This window comes from Actinotalea subterranea, assembly GCF_008364845.1.
GTDB lineage: Bacteria > Actinomycetota > Actinomycetes > Actinomycetales > Cellulomonadaceae > Actinotalea > Actinotalea subterranea.
The window spans coordinates 320,136-333,035 of the sequence record NZ_VTTP01000002.1; the positions used below are offsets into that span (position 1 = coordinate 320,136).

The 12,900-nt window shown below is 73.1% G+C and carries 12 protein-coding genes; 11 read left to right on the forward strand and 1 reads right to left on the reverse strand.

The window, feature by feature from the left end; translation table 11 throughout:
• Positions 1-269: 269 nt before the first annotated feature.
• The 3 genes from hrcA (at position 270) to FZ988_RS04445 (ending at position 3,319) form a co-directional block, all read left to right on the forward strand.
• Positions 270-1,289, forward strand: coding sequence for a heat-inducible transcriptional repressor HrcA (hrcA, locus tag FZ988_RS04435; RefSeq protein ID WP_149202796.1), 1,020 nt, complete (start codon positions 270-272; stop codon positions 1,287-1,289).
• A 113-nt stretch (positions 1,290-1,402) separates the two neighbouring features.
• On the forward strand, positions 1,403-2,539 hold the full coding sequence (gene dnaJ / locus FZ988_RS04440; protein WP_149202797.1) for a molecular chaperone DnaJ: 1,137 nt from the start codon (positions 1,403-1,405) through the stop codon (positions 2,537-2,539).
• Positions 2,540-2,545: 6 nt separating this feature from the next.
• A complete protein-coding gene (locus FZ988_RS04445) occupies positions 2,546-3,319 on the forward strand; it encodes a 16S rRNA (uracil(1498)-N(3))-methyltransferase (protein WP_149202798.1) in 774 nt (257 codons plus the stop codon).
• Positions 3,320-3,338: 19 nt separating this feature from the next.
• Here FZ988_RS04445 and FZ988_RS04450 read toward each other — a convergent pair whose 3' ends face one another.
• A complete protein-coding gene (locus tag FZ988_RS04450; protein WP_149202799.1) occupies positions 3,339-3,911 on the reverse strand; it encodes a Gmad2 immunoglobulin-like domain-containing protein in 573 nt (190 codons plus the stop codon).
• Between the two features lie 78 nt (positions 3,912-3,989).
• On the opposite strand from FZ988_RS04450, the gene FZ988_RS04455 reads away from it, so the two are divergent.
• The 8 genes from FZ988_RS04455 (at position 3,990) to leuA (ending at position 12,855) form a co-directional block, all read left to right on the forward strand.
• A complete protein-coding gene (locus tag FZ988_RS04455; protein WP_188078966.1) occupies positions 3,990-4,358 on the forward strand; it encodes an HIT domain-containing protein in 369 nt (122 codons plus the stop codon).
• Between the two features lie 91 nt (positions 4,359-4,449).
• The gene (locus tag FZ988_RS04460) at positions 4,450-5,478 is read left to right on the forward strand and encodes a PhoH family protein (RefSeq protein WP_149202800.1); all 1,029 of its coding nucleotides are present in this window, start codon (positions 4,450-4,452) and stop codon (positions 5,476-5,478) included.
• Positions 5,475-5,927, forward strand: a complete 453-nt coding sequence (gene ybeY / locus FZ988_RS04465; protein ID WP_149202801.1) for an rRNA maturation RNase YbeY — start codon at positions 5,475-5,477, stop codon at positions 5,925-5,927. Before FZ988_RS04460 ends, ybeY begins: the two co-directional genes overlap by 4 nt.
• A complete protein-coding gene (locus FZ988_RS04470; protein ID WP_149202802.1) occupies positions 5,924-7,210 on the forward strand; it encodes a hemolysin family protein in 1,287 nt (428 codons plus the stop codon). Before ybeY ends, FZ988_RS04470 begins: the two co-directional genes overlap by 4 nt.
• The gene (era, locus tag FZ988_RS04475) at positions 7,207-8,139 is read left to right on the forward strand and encodes a GTPase Era (RefSeq protein WP_149202803.1); all 933 of its coding nucleotides are present in this window, start codon (positions 7,207-7,209) and stop codon (positions 8,137-8,139) included. The genes FZ988_RS04470 and era overlap by 4 nt, the downstream gene beginning before the upstream one ends.
• 32 nt (positions 8,140-8,171) lie before the next feature.
• Positions 8,172-9,662, forward strand: a complete 1,491-nt coding sequence (locus FZ988_RS04480; protein WP_246169207.1) for an alpha/beta hydrolase family protein — start codon at positions 8,172-8,174, stop codon at positions 9,660-9,662.
• Positions 9,663-9,753: 91 nt separating this feature from the next.
• A complete protein-coding gene (locus FZ988_RS04485; RefSeq protein ID WP_149202804.1) occupies positions 9,754-10,848 on the forward strand; it encodes a variant leucine-rich repeat-containing protein in 1,095 nt (364 codons plus the stop codon).
• Between the two features lie 300 nt (positions 10,849-11,148).
• Positions 11,149-12,855 (forward strand): 2-isopropylmalate synthase, encoded by a 1,707-nt coding sequence (leuA, locus tag FZ988_RS04490; protein WP_246169252.1) that lies wholly within the window; start codon positions 11,149-11,151, stop codon positions 12,853-12,855.
• The last annotated feature ends 45 nt before the right edge of the window (positions 12,856-12,900 follow it).

Consider the following 12,900-nt stretch of genomic DNA (forward strand, 5'->3'; position numbering starts at 1 on the left):
GTGCGGTCCGGTCGATGATGCCAGGGGGACGTCCGGGTGCCCCGCAGGCGGGCGGCAGCGTGTCACCGGGCACCCACGCGGGCGCGGGCACCTGCGACGGCCGCGTGCCGGCGCTCGCACCCGACGCGAGGCGCCCGGGACGCCTCGCGTCGCACGGGCGTCGTAGGATTGGCACTCGGAGGGGTCGAGTGCCACCGGTCGGCGGCGCGCCGGGTGCGGCGCCGCAGCGGCGGACCGGCCCCGCGGTGTCCGTGGCGGGAGGAGGTTCCATGGTCGAGGACCGCAGGCTCGGTGTGCTCCGCGCGATCGTGGAGGACTACGTGCAGACGCACGAGCCCGTCGGCTCGCGCGTGCTCGTGGAGCGCCACAACCTCGGTGTCTCGCCGGCGACGATCCGCAACGACATGGCGGCGCTCGAGGACGCGGGGTACATCGCCCAGCCCCACACGTCGGCGGGGCGGGTGCCGACCGACAAGGGCTACCGGCTCTTCGTGGACCGCCTCTCGACCATCAAGCCTCTCTCGTCGCCCGAGCGTCGGGCGATCCAGCACTTCCTCGAGGACGCCGTCGACCTCGACGACGTCGTGGACCGGTCGGTGCGGCTGCTCGCGCAGCTCACGCACCAGGTCGCCGTCGTGCAGTACCCGTCGCTGCGCCGGTCAGCCCTGCGCCACCTCGAGCTCGTGCCGGTGGGGGACAGCCGGCTGCTCGTCGTCATCATCACGGACAACGGAAGGGTCGAGCAGCGCATGCTCGACCTCGAGGACGCGCTCGCCGAGCACGTGGTCCCGGAGCTGCGGGCGCGCCTGAACGCGACGGTCGCGGGCAGGCGGCTCGTCGACCTCCCGGAGCCGCTCGAGCAGATGGTGAGCGCGTTCCCCGTGGCGGACCAGGCCCTCGTGCGACGCGTGATCCGCGTGGTCGAGGACACGCTCGCGGAGGCCACCGAGGAGCGCATCGTCATGGCCGGCACCGCGAACCTCGCGCGCAGCGGGACCGACTTCACCCAGACCATCCGGCCCGTGCTCGAGGCGCTCGAGGAGCAGGTCGTCCTGCTGCGCCTGCTCACGGAGATGGCCGAGGACTCCGAGGGCGTGGCCGTCCGCATCGGCCGGGAGACCCGTCACGCAGGCCTGGCCGAGACGTCGATCGTGGCGACGGGCTACGGTGCGGAGGGCGACCCGGTCGCACGCATCGGCTCGCTCGGACCGACCCGCATGGACTACGCGGGGACGATCGCCTCGGTCCGGGCCGTCGCCCGGTACCTGTCCCGGATCCTGGCGGGCTGAGGCGTGCCCGACAGACCGCCTCCGCCCGCACCTGCCCGCACGAGCCACCGACCGTTCCCGCACCACCGTCACGTCCGGGCGAGCCGCCAGGCGGCCCCGGCAGAGAGCGACACGTGAGCAGCAACTACTACGAGATCCTCGGCGTCAGCCCCGACGCGACGCAGGACCAGATCAAGAAGGCGTACCGCCGGCTCGCACGCGAGCTGCACCCGGACGTCGCGAGCGGGGACGGCTCGGAGGAGCGGTTCAAGGACGTCTCGCGCGCCTACGAGGTGCTGTCCAACCCCGAGAAGCGCCAGATGTACGACCGCGGGGTCGACCCGACGGCGCCCGGTGGGGGATCCGCGGGGTTCGGGCCGGGGTTCGGCTTCCAGGACATCTTCGAGACGTTCTTCGGTGCGCCCCAGGGGGCCTCGGCCCAGCGTGGCCCGGTGCCGCGCGCGCGGCGTGGGCAGGACGCGCTCGTGCACGTCGAGATCGACCTCTCGGAGGCGGCGTTCGGCGTGCACCGCGACGTCCCCGTCGACACGGCCGTCCTCTGCTCCACGTGCCAGGGCAGCTGCTGCCGTCCGGGCACGTCGCCGCGCACGTGCGACGTGTGCGGCGGGCGCGGCGTCGTGCAGCGCGTCGCGCGGTCCTTCCTCGGCCAGGTCATGACGTCGAGCCCGTGCGCCGCGTGCCACGGGTTCGGCACCGTCATCCCCGAGCCGTGCCCGGAGTGCTCGGGCGAGGGCCGGGTGCGCAGCCGCCGGACGCTGTCGGTGGACATCCCCGCAGGCGTCGACACCGGCACACGCATCAAGCTCACGGGCCAGGGCGAGGTCGGCCCCGCGGGTGGTCCCCCCGGCGACGTGTACCTCGAGGTGCGTGAGCGCCGGCACGAGATCTTCCTGCGCCGCGGCGACGACCTGCACTGCACGCTCGAGATCCCGATGACCGCCGCCGCGCTCGGCACGAGGGTCGAGCTCGAGACCCTCGACGGCCCACGGCAGATCGACGTCAGGCCCGGGACGCAGCCGGACGAGGTCATCGTCGAGCGCGGGCTGGGCATCGGCCACCTGCACGTCGGCGGACGTGGGGACCTGCACGTCCACGTCGACGTCCAGGTGCCGACGAGCCTCGACCCGGAGCAGGAGCGGCTCCTGCGCGAGCTCGCCGTGCTGCGCGGCGAGGAGCGTCCCCCGTCACGCCTCGCCCCCGCCCACCCCGGGGTCTTCGCGAAGCTCCGCGACAAGCTCGCGGGTCGCTGAACCGACGTGACCGCCCCCGTCTTCCTCACCGAGCCCGGCCTGCTCGGCGGCTGCGCGGCCGGCTCGCGCTACGAGCTCTCCGGCGCCGAGGCGCGCCACGCTGGCGTCGTCCAGCGCCGTCGGGCGGGGGAGCGCGTCGACGTGGTCGACGGCGCAGGGGTCCGGATCCGCTGCACGATCGCGCAGGTCGAGCCCGGGCGCCTCGTGCTGGAGGTCCTCGAGCGCGAGGACGAGCCGGCGCCGACCGTCCGCCTCGTCCTCGCGCAGGCCCTGGCCAAGGGGGACCGCGACGAGCTCGCCATCGAGGCCGCGACCGAGGTCGGGGTCGACGCCGTGCTGCCCTGGCAGGCAGCCCGGTCGATCGTCGTGTGGCGGGGCGACCGGGCCGCGAAGAGCCGCGCCAAGTGGTGCGCGACCGTGCGCGAGGCCGCGAAGCAGTCCCGCCGGGCGTTCGTCCCGCACGTCCACGAGGCGGTCGACACGCGCGGTCTGGTCGCGCGGGTCCGGGACCTCACGGGAGCGGGCGGGGTCGCGCTCGTCCTCCACGAGTCGGCGGAGCTGCCCCTGTGGGACACCGACCTGCCTGAGCCCGCGCCGGACGGCTCGACCGATGTGCTGGTCGTCGTCGGGCCCGAGGGCGGGATCGCGGACGAGGAGCTGGCGGTGCTGGCCGACGCCGGCGCGCGGCCCGTGCTCCTCGGGCCGCACGTGCTGCGGACGTCGACGGCCGGCCCGGTCGCCCTCGCGCTCCTGGCGCGCCGCCTCGGTCGGTGGGCCTGAGCGAGCCGTCAGGCCACGGTCACTCGACGGTGAACGTGACCTCGACCGGGTTGGTGCCGAGGCCGTCCGTGCCCTCAGCGCCCTCGCCGCCCTCGCCGTCGGACATGTCCGGCTCCCACACCTGGAGCGTGTACTGGCCGGGCTCGAGCGCGAGGTCGATCGTCCACGGGCCGACCTCGCCGTTGGCGCCGGCCATGGTGTAGTCCGGCCCGACGACGACGTCGCCCGACGCCGCGTCGACCACCTGGTAGCTGAGGGTCGCCTCGAACGCGGTGCCCTCGCCGGTGGCCGTGACCTGCGGGCCGGCGAGCGTGTCGCCCGCGACGGGGCTCGTGATCGTGTTGGGGCCGTTCGTCGCGGCGCCCGCGTCCGGTGCCGTCGAGGGGCTCGGCTCATCGGTCGGTGTGGGCTCAGCGGTCGCCGTCGGCGTGGGCGTCCCGGTCGACGGCTCGTCGGCCGGCTCCTGACCGGTCTGGCAGCCCGCGAGCACGAGCAGCGCGACAGCCGCCGCGGCAGCGCGGGGGCCGAGCCGCGACGCGGTGCGCCGGGTGCTCCTGGTGACGGTCGTGCCCCGCCTCGTCGTGGTTCGCATGTCCTTCTCCGTCCGCAAGGTCGTGCCGTCCGGTCATCCTCCCAGGGATCCGGCTCGACGCGGCACTACTCTGGCGGCATGTCGACGTCCTCCGAGGGCCACCTGACCGTGCCGGACTGCCTGTTCTGCCGCGTCGTGAGCGGCGAGGTGCCCGCCACGGTCGTCGCGACGACCGAACGGGCGGTCGCGTTCGCGGACATCAACCCGCAGGCGCCGCTCCACGTGCTCGTCGTGCCCCGCGACCACCACGCCGACGTCGCCCAGCTCGCTGCGGTGGACCCCGCGCTCCTCGCCGAGGTCGTGGGCCTCGCGGACGAGGTCGCGCAGACGGAGGCGAACGGCCAGTTCCGGCTCGTGTTCAACACCGGCGCCGAGGCCGGCCAGTCCGTGTTCCACGTCCACGCCCACGTCATCGGTGGCACGCAGCTCGGCTGGTCTCCCGCCTGACGCGACCCCGGGTGCGCGTGGCGCACCTCGGTAGGATGGGTGGGCACGCTCGACCACACCCCGAGGAGACCCAGGCCCGTCGGCCGTTCCCATGGCAGAGACACCCGCACGCCGCAGCCCCGGTGCTGGCGACGTCGAGCACCGCATCGTGGTCCCCGCGCACCTCCCCGTCGTGGCCCTCCTGGGGCCCGGCGACGAGGTCCTGCGTGCCGTCGAGGCCGGGTTCCCGACGGTCCGCATCCACGCCCGCGGTGACGAGATCACGCTGCACGGCGCCCCGGGCGAGGTCGAGCTCGTCGCGCGCCTCATCGACGAGCTGCTCGAGGTCGCGCTGAGCGGGACCCCGCTCAGCGCGGACGTCGTCGGGCGCTCGGTGCAGATGCTCACCGCGGCGACGGTGAGCCGGCCCGCCGAGGTGCTCACGCAGAACATCCTGTCGAGCCGTGGGCGCACCATCCGTCCCAAGACGGTCGGGCAGAAGGCGTACGTCGACGCGATCGACCGGCACACGATCACGTTCGGCATCGGGCCCGCGGGCACCGGCAAGACCTACCTCGCGATGGCGAAGGCCGTCCAGGCCCTCCAGGCCAAGCAGGTCAACCGCATCGTGCTGACGCGTCCCGCCGTCGAGGCCGGCGAGCGCCTCGGGTTCCTGCCGGGGACGCTCAGCGAGAAGATCGACCCCTACCTGCGTCCGCTGTACGACGCGCTCCACGACATGGTGGACCCCGACTCGATCCCGCGGCTCATGGAGGCGGGGACCGTCGAGGTCGCCCCTCTGGCGTACATGCGCGGGCGCACGCTCAACGACGCGTTCATCATCCTCGACGAGGCGCAGAACACCTCGACCGAGCAGATGAAGATGTTCCTGACCCGGCTGGGGTTCGGCTCACGCATCGTCGTGACCGGCGACGTCACGCAGGTCGACCTGCCGGGCGGCACCACGTCGGGCCTGCGGGTGGTCGAGGAGATCCTCGGCGGCGTCGACGACGTCGAGTTCTGCCGCCTGACCTCGGAGGACGTCGTGCGTCACAGGCTCGTCGGCGACATCATCGACGCCTACGCGAGCTGGGACGTGCGGCGTGAGGCCGGCCGCGACACGCGTGGAGGTGTGCGATGAGCATCGAGGTCAACAACGAGTCCGGCTACGCCGTCGACGAGGCCGAGTTCGCGGCGCTCGGGCGGCACGTGCTCGACGCGATGCACGTGCACCCGCAGACCGAGCTGTCGATCCTGCTCGTCGGCACCGACGTGATGAGCGAGCTCCACGTGCAGTGGATGGACGAGCCCGGCCCGACGGACGTGCTGTCGTTCCCCATGGACGAGCTGCGCCCCGGCTCCGACGCCGAGCCGACGCCGGCGGGCCTCCTCGGCGACGTCGTCCTGTGCCCCGAGGTCGCGGCGCGTCAGGCGCGTGAGGCGGGACACTCGACCGAGGAGGAGCTCCTGCTCCTGACCACGCACGGGATCCTGCACCTGCTCGGCTTCGACCACGCCGAGCCCGAGGAGGAGAAGGAGATGTTCGCCCTCCAGCGTCAGCTCCTCCTGACCTTCCTCGCGCGTCGATGAACGGTGTGCCCGACGGCGCCCTGGTCGCTCTTGCCCTCGCTGCGGCCCTCGGAGCCGCCCTCCTGTCGGCCGGTGAGACCGCGACCCGGCGCGTGAGCCGTACGGCGCTGGCCGAGCTCGGCTCGTCGTCCCTGCCCGGTGCCGTGCGCGTGCGCCGGGCGATGGCCGACCCGCGTGGCACGGCCGCCGCTGCCGCCGCTGCCGCGACGGTGCTCGAGGTGGTCGCCGCCGTCTGCCTGATGGTCGTGGTGGGGGGCGCCGCGTCGACGTGGTGGGAGGCGCTCGGCGTCGGTCTCGCCGTCGTCGGCTCCTTGGCGCTCCTCGTCGTGCGATGGCTGCCCCGACGCCTCGCGCGTCGCCACCCGCTGGGCGCGCTCCTGATGAGCTCGGTGCTGCTGGCCGCTGCCCGCGCCTGCACGGCTCCCGTGCGCAGGCTCGGGCGATCCGACGAGGCGGCGCTGACCGACGAGGAGATCCGCGACATGGTCGACCGCGTCAGCGAGTCGGACCACATCGAGGACGACGAGCGCGAGATGTTCCGGTCGGTCCTCGAGCTCGGCGAGACGATCACGCGGGCCGTCATGGTCCCCCGCACGGAGATGATCACGCTCCCGGGCGGGACGCCCCTGCGCAAGGCCCTCTCGCTGTTCCTGCGCTCGGGCTACTCGCGTGTCCCGGTCGTCGGGGAGTCGGTCGACGACCTCGTGGGGGTCCTGTACCTCAAGGACGTGGTCCGGCACCGGCACCTGCACCCGGAGACCGACCAGGAGCCCGTCGACGCCCTCGTGCGGCCCCCGGTCTTCGTGCCGGAGTCCAAGCCCGTCGACGACCTGCTGCGGGAGATGCAGCAGGGTGCGTTCCACATGGCGATGGTGGTCGACGAGTTCGGCGGCATCGCGGGCCTCGTGACCATCGAGGACGCGCTCGAGGAGATCGTCGGCGAGCTGACCGACGAGCACGACCACTCGGCCCCGGAGGTCGAGGACCTCGGTGACGGGACCTTCCGGGTGCCCGCGCGCCTGCCCGTGGACGAGCTCGGCGAGCTCTTCGGCCTCGACCTCGAGGACGACGACGTCGACACCGCCGGCGGGCTGCTCGCCAAGGCGCTGGGCAAGGTACCCCTGGCGGGCTCGAGCGCCGAGGTGGGCAGCCTCCGGCTGACCGCCGACCGCGTCGAGGGCCGCCGCAAGCAGGTCGCGACCCTCGTCGTCGGCCGCGCGCAGCACGAGCACGACACCGAGCCGTCCGACGGCGCACCACCTCACCAGGGAGCCACCCGATGACCACCCCGACGCCGTTCCGATCGGGCTTCGTCTGCATCGTGGGCCGGCCCAACGCCGGCAAGTCGACGCTGACCAACGCGATCGTCGGCCAGAAGGTCGCGATCACGTCCGGTCGGCCGCAGACCACGCGCCACGTCATCCGCGGCATCGTGCACCGGCCCGCCGCCCAGGTGGTCCTCGTCGACACGCCGGGTCTGCACCGGCCGCGGACCCTCCTCGGGGAGCGCCTCAACGACCTCGTGCGCAACACCCTGACCGAGGTCGACGTGGTCGTGTTCTGCCTGCCGAGCGACCAGCGGGTGGGGCCGGGTGACCGCTTCATCGCGCAGCAGCTGACCGAGCTCGCGCAGGGGCCGCAGCGCACCCCCGTCGTCGCCGTCGCCACCAAGGCGGACCTCGTGCCGAAGGGCCGCCTGGCCGAGCACCTCATGGCCGTGGCGGAGCTCGGCGAGTGGGCCGACGTCGTGCCCGTGAGCGCGACCGAGGGCTACCAGGTCGACACGCTCGTCGACGTCCTGGTCAGCCACCTCCAGCCCGGCCCCGCCCTGTACCCGGACGGGGAGCTCACCGACGAGCCCGAGGCGGTCATGGTCGCCGAGCTGGTCCGCGAGGCGGCGCTCGAGGGCGTCCGGGACGAGCTGCCCCACTCCCTGGCCGTCGTGGTCGACGAGATCACGCCGCGCGAGGGCCGCGACGGCAGCGACGGCAACCCGCCGTTCCTCGACGTGCGGGTCCAGCTCTTCGTCGAGCGCGACAGCCAGAAGGCGATCATCATCGGGCGCGGCGGTGAGCGCCTGCGCGACGTCGGCTCGACCGCTCGCCGGGGCATCGAGGCGCTCCTCGGCGCCCGCGTCTACCTGGACCTCCACGTGAAGGTCGCGAAGGACTGGCAGCGCGACCCGAAGCAGCTGCACCGGCTCGGGTTCTGAAGCCCGTCACCAGGCGTGGCTAGACTCCCCGCGTGCGGTACCGGATAGCGCTGACCAGCGCAGTGGTGGTGGTGGCGCTCGGAGTGGTCGGCGCGGTGTCCGGACCGGGCTGGGACCCCGTGCCGATGACCGAGACGATCGACGTCGAGACGTCCGACACCTCGGTCGGCGGGACCGAGGGCACAGACCCCGTCGGGACCTACGAGGTCGAGACGCAGGTCGTGACCGTCGACCTCGCCGGCGCGCAGGTCGAGGCGCGCATCAGCACCCCTGTCGGCGCCGACGGCGCCCGGCCCGGCGTCGTCTTCGTCCATGGGGCCGGCACGGGCCGGTTCGCGGACGCGTTCGTCGCGCAGGCCGAGGCCCTGGCGAGCGCGGGCGTCGTCGCGATGGTGCCGAACAAGCGCCTCGACACGTACTCGACGCGCGACCGGGACTACATCGCCATGGCCAACGACTACCTGCGCAGCGTCCAGCTCCTGCGCGAGCTCCCGGGCGTCGACGCGGACCGGGTCGGCGTGTACGGCGAGAGCGAGGGCGCATGGATCGTCCCGGTCATGGCCGCGGACAACCCCGCCGTCGCGTTCGTCGTGCTCGTCGCCGCCCCGGTCGTGCCGCCGCGCCAGCAGGCGGCGTTCGCGGTGGACTCGTACCTGCGCAACACCGGTGTGCCGGACGAGGTGCTGCGCGCGATCCCGCGGTTCGTCGGCATGGAGTTCCCGGGCGGAGGGTTCGACTACGGACGGTTCGACGTGCGGCCGTTCCAGCAGCGCATGCGTCAGCCGCTCCTGCTCGTGTACGGCACCGGCGACGCCGCGATGCCGACGGTGCAGGGCGCGCTCCAGGTCATCGAGGACCTCGAGGTCGCGGGCAACCCCGACCACACGGTGCGCTACTACGAGGGCGCGAACCACGGCATCAAGGTCGACCGGGTGCTTGTCCCCGCGTTCGCCCGCGACCTGTCGGGCTGGATCCAGGCCCTTCCGACGTCCGCGCACGCCGAGCCGCGGATCGCCGGAGCCGAGCCGTACCAGCGCTTCCTGGCCGCGCCCGTCGAGCGACCCCGCTGGTTCGCGGAGGGCGACCTGATCGTGGCGGGCATGGCCGCGGCCTTCCTCGCGCTGCTCGTGGGTCCCGTGCTGTGGATGGTCCGTCGCGTGCGAGGGAACCGCGGTCGTGCGCTCGGTGACGGGGTCCTCGCACCCCTCGCCACGGTGACGGCCGGGTCCGTCGCGACGCTGCTCAGCCTGGTGGTGTACCTGCTGACGGTCGCGAACCTCGCGCAGAACTACCGCCAGAGCGCCGTCGTCGTGCAGGGAGGCTGGCTCGTGATCCGCATGCTCGGGATCGCGTGCGTCGTGGCCGGCGTCGTGCTGCTCTACCGGGTGCTGGACGGCCGTCGTCGGGGCCGGGAGTCGGCCGCTCGGACGCTTGCGGGCGCGTGGACCGTCGCGTGCGGGGTGGGCGGCTCCTCGGCGCTCCTGGTGATGCTCGCGTACTGGGGCGTGTTCCCGACGTTCTGACGGTGGGAGGACTACCCACGGCACCCCCGACCAGCGCTAACGTTCGCCCTGAAGCCGCCGCACGTCGCGGCACGGAGAGGGCAGCAGGTACATGAGCCAGGAAGACAGCTACACCAGCGCGCAGGCGTCGGACCCCACCACGAGCCCCCAGGTGCTCGCCGACATCGCCGCCCTTCGTCCGGACCTCCGTGCGGCCGTGGCGGCGAACCCGTCCGCGTACCCGGGTCTCCTCGAGTGGCTCGGCGGCCTCGGCGAGCCCGCCGTCGACGCGGCCATCGCCGCGCGGCCCGAGGCCCCTTCGGCCCCCCAGGCTCCCGACGCCCCGCAGACCGCCGAGACGCCGCAGTGGCAGTCGGAGCCGACCGCCCCGCAGGCACCCCAGTGGCAGGCGCCGACGGCGCAGCAGCCTGCCTGGCAGGGGCAGCAGCCTGCCTGGCAGGGGCAGCAGCCGGCCTGGCAGGGGCAGCAGCCCCAGCAGGCCGCCCCGGGCTTCGGCACCCCGCCGCCCGGGCCCCAGGGCTTCGCGGGCGGCGCGCCGGCCTACCAGGCCCCCGGTCAGGCTCCGGCCGGCCCCGGCCAGCCCTATGCGGGTCAGCCGTACGGCTACCAGGGTGGCCCGGGCGCCCCCGCTCCCAAGAAGAGCAGCAAGACGGCCCTCTGGATCGTCCTGGGCGTCGTCGGCCTCGTGGTCGTGCTCGGCGTCGCCGGCATCTTCGTGGTCCGCGGCCTGCTCGACAAGGTGGGCTCCTACGGGTCGGACGCCGCGCTGGACGAGCTCTACGACGCGTGCGCCGACGAGGACTGGGCCGCCTGCGACGACCTGTACAACCAGTCCCCGCTCGACTCCGAGTACGAGGAGTTCGGCTTCTCGTGCGGCGGGCGCAGCGACCAGGACATCCTGTGCACCGAGCAGTTCGGCGCGGCCGGGACCGACGAGGGCACGACCGACACGGGCGACACCGGTGAGGACACGGGCGAGGACACCGGCACCGACACCGGGGCGTCCGAGGGCACCTACGGCAGCGACCCCGAGCTCGACGCCCTGTACGACGCGTGCGCCGACGGGGACAACCAGGCGTGCGACGACCTCTACATGGAGTCCGGCTTCGGCACGGAGTACGAGGAGTTCGGCGACACCTGCGGCGGTCGCGGTCGCGACGCCGGGCAGCTCTTCTGCAACGAGTGACGTGCACCGGCGTGGGGACGCCCTTGGCCCGCCAGGTGGTCGGGTCTGGGACGTCCCCACGTCCGGGGGTATGGTGTCGACCGTGCGCGTGACAAGGCATGGACTCCTTCTTCGTCGCCGCGGTGAGGTCTGACAGACCGGTCCCTCGCCGCGGTGGTCGTCGTGCCGGTCGTCGCTGACAAGCCCGACACCGAGGAACACGCCATGAACCCCAGCACGCAGAGCACGCCGACCACCGTCCAGAACGGTGCGTCGCCCCAGCGGACGTACGAGGAGCGGACGGCCCAGAAGCCGTCGCCCATGCCGGTCCACCGCTACCGGCCCTTCCACGAGCAGATCACCGTCGACCTGCCCGACCGCACCTGGCCGTCGCGTCGCATGGACCGGGCACCCCGCTGGTGCGCGGTGGACCTGCGCGACGGCAACCAGGCGCTCATCGAGCCGATGAACCCCGAGCGCAAGCTGCGGATGTTCGAGCTGCTCGTCGACATGGGCTACAAGGAGATCGAGGTCGGCTTCCCCTCGGCGTCCCAGACCGACTTCGACTTCGTCCGGATGCTCATCGACGAGGACCGCATCCCCGACGACGTGGTCATCCAGGTCCTCACCCAGTCGCGTGAGCACCTCATCGAGCGCACGTACGAGGCGATCGCCGGCGCCAAGCAGGCGATCGTCCACCTCTACAACTCCACCTCGGTGCTCCAGCGCGAGGTCGTCTTCCGCGCCGACCAGGACGGGATCCTCGACATCGCGACGTCGGGCGCCCACCTGTGCAAGAAGTACGAGGAGACGGTCCCGGGCACGGACGTCTACTACGAGTACTCGCCCGAGTCGTACACCGGGACGGAGCTCGAGTACGCGGTGCGCGTGTGCAACGCGGTCCTGGACGTGCTCCAGCCGACGCCAGAGCGCAAGGTCATCATCAACCTGCCGGCGACCGTCGAGATGGCGACGCCGAACGTCTACGCGGACTCGATCGAGTGGATGTCCCGCCACCTGCACCACCGCGAGAACGTGGTGCTCTCGCTGCACCCGCACAACGACCGCGGCACGGCGGTCGCGGCGGCCGAGCTCGGGTACCTGGCCGGGGCCGACCGCATCGAGGGCTGCCTCTTCGGCAACGGCGAGCGCACGGGCAACGTGTGCCTCGTGACCCTCGGGATGAACCTGGCGAGCCAGGGGATCGACCCGCAGATCGACTTCTCGGACATCGACCGCGTGCGACGGACCGTCGAGCACTGCACGCAGCTCCCGGTCCACGAGCGGCACCCCTACGGCGGCGACCTCGTCTTCACGGCGTTCTCCGGGTCCCACCAGGACGCGATCAAGAAGGGCTTCGACTCGATGGCCGCCCGGGCCGCCGCGGCCGGAGCCGAGGTCGACGACATCGTGTGGGCCGTGCCCTACCTGCCGATCGACCCGCGCGACGTGGGCCGCTCGTACGAGGCGGTCATCCGCGTCAACTCGCAGTCCGGCAAGGGCGGCATGGCGTACCTCATGAAGAGCGAGCGTCACCTGGACCTGCCGCGCAGGCTCCAGATCGAGTTCTCGCGGGCCGTCCAGGCGTACACGGACGCGCAGGGTCAGGAGGTCACGGCCGACGACCTCTGGCGCATCTTCACCGACGAGTACCTTCCGGTCGAGCCCGGCAGCGACCTCGCCCCGTGGGGCCGGTTCTCGCTGCGGGGGAGCCGCAGTGCGAGCGTCGAGGACGGTCCGGACCGGCTCTCGGTCGACCTCGTCGACTCCGGCGCCGAGCGCACGGTCGAGGGCGTCGGGAACGGCCCGATCGACGCGTTCGTGGATGCGCTCGGCTCGATGGGCCAGCGTGTCGAGGTGCTCGACTACGCCGAGCACGCCCTCTCGACCGGTGGCGACGCGACCGCAGCGGCGTACGTCGAGTGCGCCGTCGGTGACGAGGTCCTGTGGGGCGTCGGGATCGACCCGTCGATCACGACGGCCTCCTTCAAGGCCATCATCTCGGCGGTCAACCGCGCGCAGCGCTGACCCGGGCTGCACGCAGCCTGATCCGGGCTGCGACGCAGTCTGATC

What these genes read in the sequence shown, in the direction of transcription:
- FZ988_RS04455 (WP_188078966.1), top strand. Translation starts at nt 3,990, where the DNA reads ATGTCGACGTCCTCCGAGGGCCACCTGACCGTGCCGGACTGCCTGTTC.
- FZ988_RS04460 (WP_149202800.1), top strand. Translation starts at nt 4,450, where the DNA reads ATGGCAGAGACACCCGCACGCCGCAGCCCCGGTGCTGGCGACGTCGAG.
- FZ988_RS04470 (WP_149202802.1), top strand. Translation starts at nt 5,924, where the DNA reads ATGAACGGTGTGCCCGACGGCGCCCTGGTCGCTCTTGCCCTCGCTGCG.
- ybeY (WP_149202801.1), top strand. Translation starts at nt 5,475, where the DNA reads ATGAGCATCGAGGTCAACAACGAGTCCGGCTACGCCGTCGACGAGGCC.
- leuA (WP_246169252.1), top strand. Translation starts at nt 11,149, where the DNA reads ATGCCGGTCCACCGCTACCGGCCCTTCCACGAGCAGATCACCGTCGAC.
- hrcA (WP_149202796.1), top strand. Translation starts at nt 270, where the DNA reads ATGGTCGAGGACCGCAGGCTCGGTGTGCTCCGCGCGATCGTGGAGGAC.
- FZ988_RS04485 (WP_149202804.1), top strand. Translation starts at nt 9,754, where the DNA reads ATGAGCCAGGAAGACAGCTACACCAGCGCGCAGGCGTCGGACCCCACC.
- FZ988_RS04450 (WP_149202799.1), bottom strand. Translation starts at nt 3,911, where the DNA reads ATGCGAACCACGACGAGGCGGGGCACGACCGTCACCAGGAGCACCCGG.
- era (WP_149202803.1), top strand. Translation starts at nt 7,207, where the DNA reads ATGACCACCCCGACGCCGTTCCGATCGGGCTTCGTCTGCATCGTGGGC.